At 43.2% G+C, this 15,876-nt stretch carries 16 protein-coding genes; 15 read left to right on the top strand and 1 reads right to left on the bottom strand.

All coding sequences use genetic code 11. The features are described from left to right. Positions 1–11 precede the first annotated feature (11 nt). Both AC1VYS_RS12220 and AC1VYS_RS12225 read left to right on the top strand, forming a co-directional pair. The gene (locus AC1VYS_RS12220) at positions 12–1,025 is read left to right on the top strand and encodes a carbohydrate ABC transporter permease (RefSeq protein ID WP_441924015.1); all 1,014 of its coding nucleotides are present in this window, start codon (positions 12–14) and stop codon (positions 1,023–1,025) included. 168 nt (positions 1,026–1,193) lie between these two features. Beyond that, positions 1,194–2,741 (top strand): glycoside hydrolase, encoded by a 1,548-nt coding sequence (locus AC1VYS_RS12225; RefSeq protein ID WP_482914453.1) that lies wholly within the window; start codon positions 1,194–1,196, stop codon positions 2,739–2,741. Positions 2,742–2,876: 135 nt separating this feature from the next. Here AC1VYS_RS12225 and AC1VYS_RS12230 read toward each other — a convergent pair whose 3' ends face one another. Continuing rightward, positions 2,877–3,326, bottom strand: coding sequence for a DUF1569 domain-containing protein (locus tag AC1VYS_RS12230; RefSeq protein ID WP_482914454.1), 450 nt, complete (start codon positions 3,324–3,326; stop codon positions 2,877–2,879). Positions 3,327–3,483: 157 nt separating this feature from the next. On the opposite strand from AC1VYS_RS12230, the gene AC1VYS_RS12235 reads away from it, so the two are divergent. From AC1VYS_RS12235 to AC1VYS_RS12295, 13 genes are all read left to right on the top strand, one after another. Further along, complete coding sequence (locus AC1VYS_RS12235) at positions 3,484–4,260, top strand: class I SAM-dependent methyltransferase (protein WP_482914455.1); 777 nt, start codon at positions 3,484–3,486, stop codon at positions 4,258–4,260. A gap of 57 nt (positions 4,261–4,317) precedes the next feature. Further along, positions 4,318–5,142 carry a methyltransferase domain-containing protein gene (locus tag AC1VYS_RS12240; RefSeq protein WP_482914456.1) on the top strand — a complete coding sequence of 275 codons (825 nt, stop codon included), beginning with the start codon at positions 4,318–4,320 and terminating at the stop codon, positions 5,140–5,142. 98 nt (positions 5,143–5,240) lie between these two features. After that, a complete protein-coding gene (locus AC1VYS_RS12245; protein WP_482914457.1) occupies positions 5,241–6,179 on the top strand; it encodes a hypothetical protein in 939 nt (312 codons plus the stop codon). A 69-nt stretch (positions 6,180–6,248) separates the two neighbouring features. Beyond that, complete coding sequence (locus AC1VYS_RS12250) at positions 6,249–7,079, top strand: phosphotransferase family protein (protein ID WP_482914458.1); 831 nt, start codon at positions 6,249–6,251, stop codon at positions 7,077–7,079. 113 nt (positions 7,080–7,192) lie between these two features. Then, a complete protein-coding gene (locus AC1VYS_RS12255) occupies positions 7,193–7,642 on the top strand; it encodes a GNAT family N-acetyltransferase (RefSeq protein WP_482914459.1) in 450 nt (149 codons plus the stop codon). A gap of 51 nt (positions 7,643–7,693) precedes the next feature. Continuing rightward, a complete protein-coding gene (locus AC1VYS_RS12260; RefSeq protein WP_482914460.1) occupies positions 7,694–8,143 on the top strand; it encodes a hypothetical protein in 450 nt (149 codons plus the stop codon). A 40-nt stretch (positions 8,144–8,183) separates the two neighbouring features. Continuing rightward, the gene (locus AC1VYS_RS12265; RefSeq protein WP_482934516.1) at positions 8,184–8,468 is read left to right on the top strand and encodes a hypothetical protein; all 285 of its coding nucleotides are present in this window, start codon (positions 8,184–8,186) and stop codon (positions 8,466–8,468) included. 5 nt (positions 8,469–8,473) lie between these two features. Further along, positions 8,474–9,040: a GNAT family N-acetyltransferase gene (locus AC1VYS_RS12270; protein WP_482914461.1), complete on the top strand. Its 567-nt coding sequence runs from the start codon at positions 8,474–8,476 to the stop codon at positions 9,038–9,040. A gap of 248 nt (positions 9,041–9,288) precedes the next feature. After that, positions 9,289–10,170, top strand: a complete 882-nt coding sequence (locus tag AC1VYS_RS12275; protein WP_482914462.1) for a helix-turn-helix domain-containing protein — start codon at positions 9,289–9,291, stop codon at positions 10,168–10,170. Positions 10,171–10,192: 22 nt separating this feature from the next. After that, a complete protein-coding gene (locus tag AC1VYS_RS12280; protein ID WP_482914463.1) occupies positions 10,193–11,464 on the top strand; it encodes an ABC transporter substrate-binding protein in 1,272 nt (423 codons plus the stop codon). Between the two features lie 91 nt (positions 11,465–11,555). After that, a complete protein-coding gene (locus tag AC1VYS_RS12285) occupies positions 11,556–12,461 on the top strand; it encodes a carbohydrate ABC transporter permease (protein WP_482914464.1) in 906 nt (301 codons plus the stop codon). Next, entirely contained in the window at positions 12,461–13,285 is an 825-nt protein-coding gene (locus tag AC1VYS_RS12290; protein ID WP_482914973.1) for a carbohydrate ABC transporter permease, read from the top strand. The genes AC1VYS_RS12285 and AC1VYS_RS12290 overlap by 1 nt, the downstream gene beginning before the upstream one ends. Positions 13,286–13,290: 5 nt before the next feature. Next, entirely contained in the window at positions 13,291–15,846 is a 2,556-nt protein-coding gene (locus AC1VYS_RS12295) for a hypothetical protein (protein ID WP_482914465.1), read from the top strand. The last annotated feature ends 30 nt before the right edge of the window (positions 15,847–15,876 follow it).

Below are 15,876 nucleotides of genomic sequence, written 5' to 3' on the forward strand. Positions count from 1 at the left end.
GGAGGCCTGACATGAAGACAGAAACCGCAGCAGGACAGCCGCCTGCGAAGAAGGAATGGCTACAGCGCTTGGGTTCTACGGCCTACTGGTTCGAAGCGATTAAGAAGTGGGCATGGATTCTCGTTCGATTTGTCCTGATCTTTGGTATCTCATTTGTCATTCTTTACCCGATTTTATTGAAAATATCGATTTCCTTTAAAAGCATGTCCGATCTGTATGATCCAACGGTGATCTGGATTCCGCGTACGTTTACGCTCGAAAACTTTAAACTTGTGTTCACGGCGATGAATTATCCCGGCGTGCTCATGAATACTCTATGGTTGTCTTCTGCGGTTATGTTACTTCAGACGATAACCTGTGTGCTGGCAGGTTACGGTTTCGCCAGAATCAAGTTCCGGGGCAGCGGTTTTCTGTTTGCAGCCGTAATATTTACCATTCTGGTCCCTTCACAGACGATCATGATTCCACTCTATCTGAACTTTAAAAACTTTGATGTGATGGGTCTGATCGAGCTGTTCCGAGGCAGTCCAGCCAACTTAATCAATACGTATTGGCCGTTTCTCATTTCCGCAGCCCTTGGGATGGGTGTGAAAACGGGTCTGTACGTCTACATTTTCCGCCAGTTCTTCAGAGGTATTCCGCGTGAGATTGAAGAGGCGGCATACGTGGATGGTGCAGGATATTTCAAAACGTTTGGCCGTATTATATTGCCTAACGCAATACCTTCGATGGTTACAGTCATGCTGTTCTCGTTTGTATGGCAGTGGAATGACTCATTCTTTACTAATATGTATCTGAACGAACCGAAAGTCATGTCGTCGATGATGTCTTCCTCCGGATTTACGATTGCTACGTATCTAACAGGTGGTGGTCAGGCGGCGGCATCTTATACACAAGATCCATTTTTCATGTCCATGATGATGAATACAAGTGTGTTGATGGCGATTCTACCGCTGATTATCATTTACCTATTCGTTCAGCGTCATTTCGTGGAGAGTGTGGAACGTTCCGGTCTTGTAGGATAAAAGCGATCGTAACGACAAATGTAAAGCGGATCTTCACTTGTTCATTTGTGAAGGTCTCTGAATTCATAAGAGGCTGTCTATACATATGGCAGTCTCTTATCCATAGCAAAGTAATGAGTCGTTGGTACAGATGTCTGAAAAGTTAGAGCCGGAAGAGGAGGATGAGGGATGCAACGAGATAATCCAGAAACAAAAGATAAGCCGGATGTACATGTTACGATCAATGGAAAGACCTGTTATCAGAGCATTGACAATTTTGGCGCATCGGATGCGTGGTCGATGGAACCTTTGGGGAAGCATTGGAATGAGGAAAACAAGGCGCAGATCGCCGATCTGTTATTTTCCAGGGAGAGAGGAATCGGGTTGTCCGCATGGCGTTTTAACATAGGCGCAGGATCAACAGAAACCGACCAGGAGCAGATCCCCGACCCATGGAGACGGGCCGAAGCTTTCAAAATGTCAGAGGAACACGAGTATGATTGGAATAAACAGTCGGGCCAACAGTGGTTTCTTCAAGCCGCTCGGGATCGAGGCGTGCAGACACTTATCGCTTTTGTGAACAGCCCGCCGGTGTGGATGACCAAAAATGGTCATGCTCAGCCTGATCTTGAAGTGGGTTCAACGAATCTGAAGCCAGGTTATGAAGGGAAGTTTGCGTCCTATTTGATTGACGTATTAACCCATTTCAAGGGAAAAGGATTCGACTTTGACTATATTAGTCCAATCAACGAGCCGACTTGGGACTGGAACCAGTCTTGGCAGGAGGGGAATCGTTACAATAACGATGATCTGAAACAAGTGATTCTTGAATTGTACCGCCAACTGCAGCAGACGGATCTGAACGCACGGATCAGTGCACCGGACGGCGTAGAAATCACGTCGTTGCTTGACGATGAATATTATCGTCAGTTTGCAGGCAGCGGCATCTATTCAAGCGGGGCTAACAAACTAGGCACAGGGAAATATCGGGAGTACATAAAGGACATGATTGGTGATCCTCAGGTGAAAGAAGCCATAGGGAATAAAATCGCTTCACATTCGTACTGGTCTGACTACAGAAGTCCTGGTGATGATCGGTTGGTCAGACTTAGAAAGCTACTGCACACCAACATGAAACACTATGACCCGGACAGCAAATACTGGGTAACGGAGTATTGCATTTTGGGAGACTATGGACCTGGACGTGATTTAGGCATTGAGCCTGCGCTTCATGTTGCAAGAACGATTCATTTTGATCTGGTAGAAGCGAGTGCGGCCGCATGGCAATGGTGGACTGCGGTTTCCAAAGTGGATTACAAGGATGGATTGATCTATACGGATTTCAATGAAGCAGGCGACGAGCAAAATATACTAACTTCGAAAATGCTGTGGGTACTTGGTAACTATAGCAGATTCATTCGGCCTGGTTCGAAGCGAATCGACTTGACCGGGCTAGGTGAGGAAGCCGACAGCGGTTTGTTAGGTTCAGCTTATGTCCATGAAGGAGAGCAAACCGTGACTGCCGTTTTTGTGAATCATGGTGAACATGACAAGTATGTTCAAGTTCATCTTCATGACTTGGGTCTGAATGGAATGGTCAATACAATGGAGTCTTACGTGACCAATGCGGAACTGGATCTGGTTTGTCAGGAGAGAGTTACAGCTACGGAAGAGGAGTCATCTTTTAATGTATACATTCCGGGGAAATCGGTTGTGACCTTAACTGGCGGTGCATGAAAGTAAGAAGTAAAGGATAAGTGTTTAACTCGATATCGCCCATGGCATATTGGAGCTTGGTACATGTAGAGATGTATTATTAAGCTTGAATTTTGCCATGGGCTTTTTCGTATGATGTGATCTGTCCGAGCCTGGTTAAACCCCAAATTGCTTTAGGTGATGGTCCAGATGTTTATAGATTCCTTTTCCCCATTGCTCAGTTGTCAGTTTTCCGAAGAAAGGATGGGGATGTTGAGCGCATTGTGCCAGGCCGTTTATTTGAAAAGTGGTGATCTGCTGTTTCAGCTTGTCTTTCTCTGCCCCAAATTCTCGATCATCATCAATCACGATTGTCGGAATGGTCGACATATTTTGAGGTAAGGGCTTTTCATTGTAAAACATCGGTTTGGCAAACCGTCCAACAAGTCTTCCAAGCAGACCTCTTGGCGGGAACGTATTACCGAGGGGAATATCGTGAAAAGCAGAACAGTGAGCTAACATTTGAGAAACCTGCATGCTGCCCCACTGAGGTGTAGAATCTTCTGTGAGTTGATCCATACGCTCTGTAATTTCAGCAGCATGCTTGGGTTCAAAGATACTTTTCATCGGAACACCCCGATTCATTTTAATATCTTAAGCAACAGAAACAGTATCATTCCATTATTGAGAGGTTTGTTCACTTATGTTCAAGAATAATAAAATATGGTGAGTTTAGTCAATGAAAATGAGAATATAATGCTAGTAAAAATTGGAGGCTGATTCTATGGAAAACAAGGAGACATTCAATCTTGTGGCGAGTGAATATGATCGGTACAGACCTGTCTATCCGAGTGAGATGTTTGAGGATATTTTTACATACGCGAAGCTTCAGAAGGGTGATTCCATTCTAGAGGTCGGTTGCGGAACAGGGCAGGCAACTGGAGGGCTGGTAAGTGAGGACTATACAAACATTACGTGTATTGAATTAGGCAGTAATCTGGCACAGTTTACCGCAGATAAATTCAAATCGTATCCATCGATTCAAGTCATCAACACTTCCTTTGAAGAGTGGAATAATGAAGGAAAGCTTTTCAAGATGATGGTGTCAGGAACTGCATTTCATTTTATTGATCCAGAATTCGGTTACCGCAGAGCCTCAGAATTGCTCGAGGATGAGGGCTGCATAGGATTTTTCTGGACGATTCATGTTCCAGGCTATGATCAGCTACATCAAGAGATTCGTTCCCATTACATTGCGTTAGCCTCTCATTTGGATGATTCTCAGTATCCTTCACCCGATGAAGTCATTAGAGAGCGTAAAGAAATAACGGAGCATTCTGGTTTGTTCACAGATATTCAAGTCAAGGAGTATAACTGGATACAGTCCTGTTCGAGTGATGAATATACCGCGCTGTTAAATACGAATTCCAAGCATCAGCAGCTCTCTGAGGATGTTCGGCGTTTACTTTTAGGAAGAATTAAAGATTCTATTGATGATGCAGGCGGAATGATCGAGAAACATCACAAGGTGGCTCTTTTTTTAGGTAGGAAAAAAGTGTAATAAAAAGTGTAATCATGTAGATTTACAATCTCAATGAAGAGCAGGAGGAGAAATACGATGGACTCACGTTCAACTTATAATTCCCAAACCACAGTATTAAGTTTTCAAGAAGAACTAGAGAGGTTAAGGATACAAGCCGTTATGGGATGGTCTAAGGAATTCCGTAATCTGGCTTGGTATGGGCTCAAAAATGGAATGCGTGTATTAGAGGTTGGAAGCGGGCCTGGTTACATAACAGAGCAATTATTGAACAGCTTGCCAGACAGCGAGATAACTTCGCTTGAGATTGATCATACGTTACAATCACAAGCCAAAGAACGGCTGAAAGACGTTTCTTCTGAGCGACTGCAATTTGTGGAATCATCCATTTATCAGATGGATTTGCCGGATGATACGTTTGATTTCGTAGTAGCTAGACTCATCTTTCTTCACCTGCATCATCCGATCGAAGCAGCACAAGAAATTTATCGTGTGCTCAAGCCCGGTGGCCGACTTGCTATTATAGATGTTGACGATGGTGTTTTTGGGGCAGTGAATCCGGATATACCGGCGTTGCACACCGTATTAATGAAAATTGCGGACTATGTTGCACAACATGGTGGTAACCGGTTAATTGGCAGAAGTTTGCCGCGACTGCTTTCTGAGAGCGGATACATTCATATTGACACGGATGCTGTTCTTCAACATAGCGATTTATTGGGGATAGAAGGCTTTAAGCAGCAATTTAATCTGCAACGTTTTGTACATTTCGTTGAAAAGGGGATCATTAGCGAGGAGGAGTTTGCCCAGTTACAGGGAGCTTTCGAAGCCATAAATCATTCGCCAGAAGCCTATGCCATGATGAACTTCATTACTGCTTGTGGTACAAAGCCGTTGTCATAGGGAGATAAGCAGAACTTATTTACACGTGCAATCTGACAATTGTTTTCTTTCAAGTTATACATCTCAAATGTATATATCTATAAAGGGCGGTGATTCGAATGGATATAATCCGGACTTTTCAGGAATTCGTAACCCAAAGGGATCATCAAGGCATGATTGATTTACTGGAAGAATACGAGCAATCTAGCAAGTTGTCTGTGCCTGAACGCGGCTGGGTATATTGGAATATTTCAGATGGCTACGCCTTGTTAAGAAAACCGGAACCACTTTATACCAATCATCGGGCATTCTTCGAATGGGGGAAAGAAAACCTTACCCCGGATCAGTTACACTGGATCGTTTCCGATTCGACACAGGCATTATCATTGTCTGTAGGGAATGATCTCGGGCATTGGATTGACTGGTACCAATACGCTTGTGATCATGCACCGAAGCTCGCTTCCAATCGCGCCGTTCGCTTTGAGAGCCACCGTGCATTGAGCGGTACGTTCTGGGCGTTAGAAAGATACAACGAGATCCCATATGTTCTAGAACATATGAAACAGCTCATTGAAGAAGATGAGCTGTGGGATAATATTCTTTTTGCCCGCATTGTATATAACAAACAGCGCCTCGCTTATTTGTATCACTCGAGAGACGAAAGAGAAGTGGATTTGCTGCTACATGAAACGATGCATTTCATAGACCAAATCGATTGGTCTTCCTTGGATCACTTTAAAAAAGAGGCCGTTATCGGCAGCTGGGAAGACATGAACTCTTGCAGAAACTCACAGAGAGATATTCACATTGCGCTAAACAATCTGGCTTGTATCCTAGCAGATATTGAGAAGACTGAGGAAAGTGCAATGTTGTTCAGGCAGCTACAAGAATGTGGATACGTCTTGAATGGATATGCTTTTTCCAAGTATGTTTATTCGGTCTGGAAGTCAGAAGGGGCTAGCATTGCTTGGACAGCTTTGGTTGCTAATCAATCTTTTCAGTTCTCTGAACTGACTAAGCATAGTCCGATGCTAGTGGAGATCAGGGATCAGATTTGAATACCCATAGGCGAATAGCACTTATAAGGAAATAAGAAAGAAGGAATGCATGAAGTGATACATGATATCTTGTCAAGCAGATTTCCGAATTTGAATATCGTTGAATTAACAGGTGGCTATACGAATACGACTCTGTTGCTTGAGGGGGCGAATTCGCAGAAAATCGCTAAAATCTATCATGTGAACAATTCAGATGCAGGGACAGAAATAAGCACACTGAACTTGTTAAGACATTCTGGAGTTACTCCGCAAATACATGATTATTTTGAGCAGGACGAATGGCTGTTTGTCACGATGGATTATGTTCCAGGCGTCAACGCGCAGACACTTCTGGATCAAGGTGGACTTGATCAAGGCATGAGAATATATGGGCTGCTCGGGACGTATCTCGCCAGAGACGTGCACTCCGTCAAACGAGATAACCAAGATAAAGAGTTGCCGATCATCATGAAATCCGTTGTAGCTGTCGATGGACTGGAGTTCGTACCGAGCAGAATCAAGAGTATGGCAAAAGAAGTATTAAGCATTCCGGATCATGAGGGTCAAACTCTGATTCACGGGGATTTCGGACCGCATAATGTAATGTTGTACAATGACTCAATGTTCATTTTGGATTGGGAATGGGCAGGTTGGGGAAACCCGCTGTTTGATGTGGCATGGGTGGTTTGGTTTGTGCATCTTCATTATCCTCACATGGCAAAGGAACTGTCAGAGGTTTTACTAGGTGCATATACAGAACGTACAAATGTCGAAGTAACCCATGATTTAATTCAAGCTTACTCCACATCCAAAGTAATACAGATTATGAACCGAATCAAGAAAGCTCAACCGAACGTACAAAAGGAATGGCTACGAAGATTAGAATGGACGCTGCAAACGAATTTTTGTGTAAATGCATAGCGAGATAGATCGCACTGAAATACATAAACCTACGTGAAAGGAGTGATGCAACATGAGAAAACAGTTGAATATGTGTATCGAAAAAGCAAGAAAACCATTAGGAGGAATTTTAAATGACGATTCAGGTGAGGCCAGTTACGACGAATGATTGGTTTGCGTGTACCTGGCTTGAGGTAAGTGAAGAACAGAAAAAAACGTTTCCTGCACCGGTTGTTTATTGGCTGGCGGAGTCCAGGTTTGTCACAGATTTTCAGCCCATGGCCATCTATAATGATTCAGATCTGGTTGGTTTTGCAGTGTACTCCGATCAAGTTCATGACGCGGGTGACTATTGGCTTCCTGCTCTTATGATAGATAGTAAATGTCAGGGCAGAGGATATGGAAAAGATGCACTTCTTGCCTTGGTTCAATGGATGCGAAAGGCATTAGACTGCAAACGCATCTTGATTGGGCATAGACCTGAGAATGTGGTTGCTAATGCGTTATATGAATCTCTTGGTTTTCAACGGATCAGTGAGGAACTTATCGATGGTGAGGTTGTCCGAGCTTTGGAGTGCAACTGATGGGAGATATCCGCTTAAGAACGACAATTTATTCAAACAGGAGATAAGATTATGGATTCAATTGAATTTAAAGTTGAATACTCAGAAGAACAAGAAGCTTCCGTTATTGCTATTTATGTTAATAATGAATCTTTAGTTGAGCGAATGAAGCGTTACGAAGCTCAATTCGAGTCTGAAATTGCTGGTTTATATGAAGGGCTTAATATCGATTTAGTAGATCATATTGAAGCACACATTACAGGCAGGCTACAAGAGGATGATATCTTTAATTATGAAGGAAAAACCCTAGTCCTGGGCTGTAACTGCGGACTGCCAGGTTGCTGGCCGTTGTTGGTGAAAATCACAGAGACAGATGACTCCATAATATGGAGTCAATTTGAACAACCACATCGAACGGAAGACTCCGCAGGAGGATATTGGGATTATTCAACTTTCCCATCTTTCCATTTTCACAAAAAAGTTTATATTGAACAGCTCAATAACATCTCTAGCCCTGATTAAACGGATCGGGTAAGTTTTTTAGAGAGGAGGTACAATGAAGATGAACATATTCAAAAAGCTGACCTTCTGGTTTGTGCTGTTCTCATTGCTGGTGTGTTTCAACAATCTGTCGGGTAATGACGATAAAAACATTTTGATATATTTAACAAATCCTTTCAATCCACTATTAAACCGCCCGCTAACAGACATCAATATGAACCCGGAGACAACACACCTATTCAAGCCGCTTATTTATGGGTTTCATCTGCTTTTTTGGACAGGGTTAGGTCTCATCATCGATATTTTAATAAAGAAGGATAAGGCCAGGAAACATACCAGGAGGTAACGGATATGTCTCGTATATATGGAGAACGAATTATGCTCAGAGAGTATCAGGATGCGGATCTGCTGTATATGAAGAAGTGGGTCAACGACCCGAACATTACGGCAAATTTATCAGACAACTTCTTGTATCCTCATTCGAGCTATGAAACTGAAACCTTTTTCAAAACGATGGTTGAAGGAAAGGCTTTGAGTAAAAGCTTTGTGGTGGGAGCGATAGAATCGCAGGAATATATAGGTCAGATTGACCTGTATAAATTAGATTGGAAAAACCGTTTTGCTTCATTAGCTATCGTCATAGGAAGAAAAGAGTACCTAGGCCAAGGGTACGGGAGTGAAGCCATCCGCCTGATTCAGAAGTTCGCTTTCGAAGAACTCAATCTGAATCGCTTGGAACTTGAAGTATATGAGTATAATCAGGCAGCACGCAAGTGTTATCTCCAATGTGGCTTTTTAGAAGAAGGGCGATACCGTAAAAAAATATATAAAAGCGGGAAGTATTGGGACAGCATCGTTATGAGTATTCTGAAAGATGAGTATGAGAATCGCTCTTATACGAATGTCCCGGCTCAATAATTCCTAGCATCCTTGTTTGTCTTATCCACCGCGTTCTAGCCTAAGTGCTGGACAGCGGTTTTTTTTTATTTCCAGCATTTGTTTGTATGAAATACTTTCTAATCATTTGCAACAATTGTGATCAACAATACAGCAATATTGTTCTGATTAGGTCGAAAAAACTGTGATACAATTCATTGTAAAGCGCTATCATTTTATTTTATTACACTATATTGCTTTTTGTATTCTGAGAAGGGAGATCTTTATTGATGTTAACCATACACACCCCGACGAATATGGCTTTGCAGGAAAATGAAGTTTATGTGAGATCAGAAGCGGATAATTTTCAAGATGAATGGCCCATTCATACACATAATGGATATGAGATTCATTATTTCATCCAAGGGGATGCAACGTTCTTAATCGGTGATCGAATTTATAAGCCGAAGCCCGGGGATATGTTTATATTCAGAGGCGGAGTCCCTCATCGGATTAATCCTTCGAGAGAGATTGTATACAAGCGAAGTTTTGTTAATTTTACGGAATTATTGTTATTAGACATGCTTGAACTGAGTCAATTGGAAAATCTCATGTCCATATTCCGTCACCCCAATGGTTTGTTGGTACATTGGTCCCCGGAGGAGCGTGAATACATTACAAGTACATTTAAGGGGATTAAAGAGGAGATGCACGCCCGAAGTGCAGGATGCAAAACGATGGTTAAGCTGATGCTTACTCAGTTGTTGCTGAGGATTTATCGTAAAATGACTAGTGAGCAATCCGTCGATCCGATTCTGATTTCTTCTCAAAAGCAGTCAAGCGTAAGCCGGGTTCTTCATTATTTGAACCAAAATTACGCGGAGAATGTTTCGCTCGATGAACTGTCCAAAACGTTACATTTGAATAAATATTATATTTGTCATTCCTTTAAAGAAACAACGGGATACACTATCAGCAACTATGTCATACGCAAAAGAATTGCAGAAGCCAAAAAGCTGTTGCTGTCAACGGATGCACCGATTTTGTCCATATCCGAGACATTAGGCTTTAACACACCTGTGTATTTCAGTAGAGCTTTTAAACAATACGTGGGTGTTTCACCACAGTTGTTTCGAAAAAATGAAATGCTTAACGAAGCCGAAATTCATTAATTTCATCTAAGGAGATGTTGATATGACAAAGAGAACAACGTTTAGGCTGGTCACTAGTATGGTAATGGTTATGTTGCTTATTGTGCTAACTGCTTGCTCGAGTACAGGTAACAATGAAGGATCGAAACAGTCTACTCTTGATTTTTTATGGTTCTCTGACGGAAAAGAAGGCGAAGTGATCAAGCAAATCATCAAAGATTATGAGCAGACCAATGCCAAAGTGAAGATTAATCTCATTGAAGTTGGCTTCAAAGATCTTCCAACCAAATTAAAAACGATGTTATCTGGTGGCAAACCACCTGCTCTGAGCCGTGTAACGGATACAGGATCTTTTGCGAACCAAGCCGTTGATCTCACCCCTTATGTAGACAATGCTGCGCAATTTCAGGATCAATTTATTGATTCTTTGAAGCCTTATTATGTTATGAATGACAAAATCGTAGCAGCGCCGATGGATGTCACAGCGAATGGATTAATTTATAACAAAACCTTATTTGATAAAGCCGGTGTCAAAGTGCCGACTTCTCCTGATGACGTATGGACGTGGGATGAGTATATCGCTGCATTAAAACAGGTAATGGACAAAGGCGGAGCACGGTATGGCATGGTTTGGGATGTCACTCCACATCGCTGGTCTACACTGTTGTACCAGAATGGGGGAAGCATCTTGACGGAGGATGGCAGTGCGGCAGCAATTAATAGTGAAGCGGGTATTCGCTCCATGGAGATGTTCAAGCAGTTGCATCAAGAAGGGATTATGCCAGAATCGGTATGGCTTGGCGGGGAGAACCCAAACAATCTGTTCCGTTCCGGAACAGTTGCTGCTCACTGGGCTGGAAACTGGATGATCAGCAATTACAAAGACATTACTGATTTTGAGTGGGGCGTCACTTATATGCCAAAAGGAACACAGCGTTCTTCCGTGCCAGGCGGAAAGTTCCTGATGGCTTTCCAAGGTAGTGGGCAGGAGGAGCAGGCTGCTGAATTTATCGAATATTTAACATCGAAAGAAGTGAACTCCAAATATAATCAGGAGTCGTTGTTTATGAGTCCGCGGAAGGATAGCGCCACGTTGAATTATGAATTTGGCAAGGAGATGTTTGAAATCTTCTCGGATGAACTGAAAAATAGTTCGCCGCTTGCGGCCAATGACTGGTCCAGACAAACGCTTATTTCCAAGATTTCAACCGATTTGAAAAATAATATTATGGATGTTCTGTCAGACAAGGCAACTCCGCAAGAAGCCCTGGATCGGACGGCCAAGCTGATTAATGAAGCTATTAAAAGTCAATAAAACGTAAAGTCATATCGTTCATTCACACTTGGGGGCTTATTGATTCCTGTTAGGCTCCCTTTCGCTTAACGCATAAGAAAGGGGCAAGCATATGAGTGAGGCACAACCATTAAAACGTAAAACGCTGGCGAAACAGAACAGGAAGCTTCTGATTGCTCCTTATCTGTTCATACTTCCCAATCTCTTAATATTTGGAACGTTCATTGTATTCCCATCTTTACTCGGCCTCTATTACTCCTTCCATGTCTATGATGGATTGAATCCGATGAAGTTTAACGGCCTTGAAAATTATATCAAAATTATAGGAGACCAAGAGTTTTGGTCAACCATCGGAAGAACGGGAATTTATGCAGTAATCGTTGTGCCGCTAATTTATGCGGCAGCCTTAGGTATTGCTCTGCTGCTTGCCCGTGAGATTCGTATGCGTGGATTCTTCAGGGCTATATTTTACTGGCCAACCATGATTTCTTACATCATCGTGGGGTTGACCTGGAAATGGATTTTTGGAGATTCGTTTGGCATTCTGAATTATCTGTTAACTGTGGTTGGGGTGGAACCTGTAGGCTTTCTAACCTCTTCGTTCTGGGCAAATACGGCTGTAATTATTGCGACAGTATGGTCGCGTGCAGGCTTTTTTATGGTCATTTTTATTGCGGGCTTGCAGGCGATACCTACAGATTACTATGAAGCTGCCCGCTTGGATGGGGCGACTGGAACAAAGGTATTCCGATATATCACACTTCCGCTACTTAAGCCTACAAGCTTGCTTGTCGTTATGTTGGCTCTGATTGACGCGTTCAAAGCCTTTCCACTTATGTTTGCGCTTACAGGTGGTGGCCCAGGCAAGGATACTACCTATATTGTTCAATATATTTATGAGATTGGCTTTAACAGGCAGGAGCTTGGCCTTGCCAGCGCCATGTCGGTGATGCTGTTTATCCTTATTGGCGGATTCTCGGCTCTGCAATTCCGTCTATCGAAAGGAGGGGCTACATGATGGTCATGAAACCTTGGGTCAAAGTTATCATCTACAGTATGTTAAGTATTGCCGCAGTGCTGTGGCTCCTGCCTGTCTTGTGGGTCGTTATCTCTGCTCTGAAAACAAATAGCGATCTGTACAGCTTCCCTCCCAAGCTGTGGCCGCAGCCAGTTACCTTTGAGCATTTCAAAGAGGCTTTCAGGAAAGGTGATTTTGGCCTGTATTTTATGAATAGTACCATTGTAACGCTATCCTCAACAGTGTTGCTGTTACTGATCAATTCCATGGCAGGCTTTGCACTTGCAAAGTACCGCTTCCGGGGAAGCTCAATCATCTTAATCGGTTTTATCTCAACACTTATGATTCCGATTGAAGTCATTATGATTCCGATCTTCAAGGTGCTCAGCGCACTTGGAATGTATAATAGCCTGCTCGCGATTATTATCCCACCGGCTGCGACCCCGACGGGTGTATTCCTTATGCGGCAGTATTTGCTAAGCGTACCAGATGAATTGATGGAAGCAGCGCGGATGGATGGCGCAGGTGAATGGAAAATTTACTGGAGCATCATTCTTCCTATAGCGAAGCCGATTCTTGCCGTGCTTGCGATCTTCTCCTTCATGTGGAGATGGGATGATTTTGTATGGCCGTTAATTGCGATTAGTGATCCATCGAAATATACGATCCAGTTAGCTCTCTCTAATTTTATTGGTGAATACAACGTGGATTGGGGCAGTTTGCTTGCGATGTCCGTTATAACGATGCTTCCTGTGCTGATTGTTTTTATGGTGTTCCAACGTTATTTTGTCAGCGGTATGATTACTTCAGGTATGAAAGGATGAGTTGAATGTTAGAACCGACCTGTGACGGGATAGATACTTTGAATTACAAACCGATGAAATTAGGCGGTAATCAGGTCATCAATCATTGGATGATCAGCGGTATATATACAGAGCCTGTTGCCTTTGTTCCAACTACGATGGAGGGAGATATTAACGACTGGCTTATTGATGGATTTGCTATTCATGAGAACCCATGCAGACAGGAGTTTGTTGAAAATAGGAGATCTCAGACTGTGGATCGTTTTTTTGATCACTGGAGTGGGTTCCCGAGCCCGGGCGATGCATTCAGTGGAGAAAAGAATGGCATGCCATGGGAGCTGTACTCTCCCTGGGGTAATCCCCGAGTAGAGAAATCAGGATTTTGGTTTGTACCGACACATCTTCGCAGTTATGCGGCGACACGTCTCATCTCTTCGACTAACCATAAGGCTTCTTTTCGGATAAGAACCTATGGCAGTCTAACATTGTGGATCAACGGGGAGTTAGTGACTGACTTTGTACCACTTATTCGTAACAAGGAAGAGGAAGTCGTTATTGAAGCTGAACTTATAGCTGGAATCAATGAAATTTATGCCTGCTGGGAGGATCTGGCTGAGCGAGATACGATGTATGCTTTTGCAGTTGAGTACCTTGGAAGTGAGGAATTGCACATTTCATTGCCTATTGCTCCTCATCTGAAAGAGGATGTACAATCCGCTGAGCAATCCTTGGAACAAGCTTATTTTCCTTCAGATATTTTCCGAGGTGAGCAGATCAAGCTTCGATTGCCGCTTCCCTTGCCAGACATCGTTAGAGAGGTTGATATCCAGTATGGTAATTTCTTTGATGGCACGGAAAATAAGACTGTTCGCATAGCCGAGAAGCAGAATGATCTGGCTCTGGGACATACGAATGATTTCGGCCATCATTATGTATACTTCACGCTGACGATTTCAGTATCCAACGTAGTACTGACGAAAAAGTTCGGCTGCCAATCCTACGACACCAGTTATGATGAGGCTGCTCAGCAAGCTATGGATATTAAAGATCGTAAAGCGCTGGCTCTGCAATGTATAGCCGAGAAGGGCAGTCCTAACATTCATACAGCGATTGCTATGCTAAAAACGAATGGCAATCGGCAAGAAGCGGAGAATATGTTACTTGAAGGTGTGGAAGGGATTGAGCAGCGGAAAGATTGCAGTGACTTTTATTTAGTAGGACTGTTTCGCCTTTGGAGAGATGAACGAAATAGTGGTTTGTTCAGTGAATCATTCTGGAATCGGGTAAAAGCAAGCATATTGGACTATCGATATTGGATTGATGAACCGGGCGATGATGTGATGTGGTTCTTCAGTGAGAACCATGCCTTGTTGTTCCATACCAATGAGCTGTTAGCAGGTCAACTGTTTGGGGATGAAATATTCAGTAACAGTGGTGAATCCGGTGAAGTGCATCGTCAGAAGGCAGAGCAGAGACTTTCTTTATGGTTTGAACGATTTATGGAAGAAGGACTGGCAGAATGGAATTCCAGTGCGTATATTCCGATTGATGCTGTTGGGCTATTGCATATCTATGAGTTTGCACACAATGAACAGCTCAGACAGCAAGCGAAAAAGGCAATGGATCTGTTATTCTATTATATTTCGGTTCAGATGCATCGAGGCGTGATGTCTACAACATTCGGTCGCAGCTATGAGAAAGAACTTCTGGGCAGTTATGCAGCAGGAACGACCTCTATGTGTTGGATCGGTTATGGTATCGGTCATGTGAATAATTATTCCATAAGCAATGTAGCGCTTAGTTTGTCCGACTATAATCCTCCTGCAGCGTATCAGAAACACTTAATACTTGGGGAGAATCAGCAACTGGAGTTCACCAATCAACAGGGCAAGGGGGGCTATGCCAAGCTCTACCACTATCGAACAAATGAATATGCTTTATCCACTATTACACGCTTTCGGCCAGGCAAACAAGGATATCAGGAGCATGTGAATCATCTGTCACTGTCGCCAGAAGCGCAGATTTGGGTGAATCATCCAGCCGAGATATACAAGCATGGGGATGGCCGGCCTTGTTTTTGGGCAGGAAACGGGATATTGCCCGACGTTGTACAGCATGAAGGATTAGCGCTGATGATGTTTGATATTCCTGCGGATCATACTTCCGATTGGACACATGCTTATTTTCCTGCGAATACCTTCACAGAGTGGGTGGAGCATGAGAACTGGCATTTTGCCCGTCTGGATCAGGGGTATGCAGCAATCTATGCAGCCAATGGGGCACAAATGGAGAAGAACGGAGTAACGAAAGAACGTGAACTTATTTCTTCTGGAGTACGTAATGCTTGGATCATTAGGGCAGGAAATGAGCGACAATTCGGATCATTTAGCCATTTTATAAACGAGGTCCGGTCTGCAAGTCCTCAATTTGACCGTACTGCCCTAACGCTCAGCATGACTGACCCTGTATATGGTTCCATTCAGTGGGGAATGAACAAACCTTTTCTTATTCAAGAAGATGAAATCGTGCATAACGGTTATGGAGTAACAGGTCAGTTGAAGGTACAGGACATAGAACGTTGAAACGTGTGCAATAAATCTAGGGAGTGAGAG

Source organism: Paenibacillus sp. G34 (assembly GCF_056856875.1).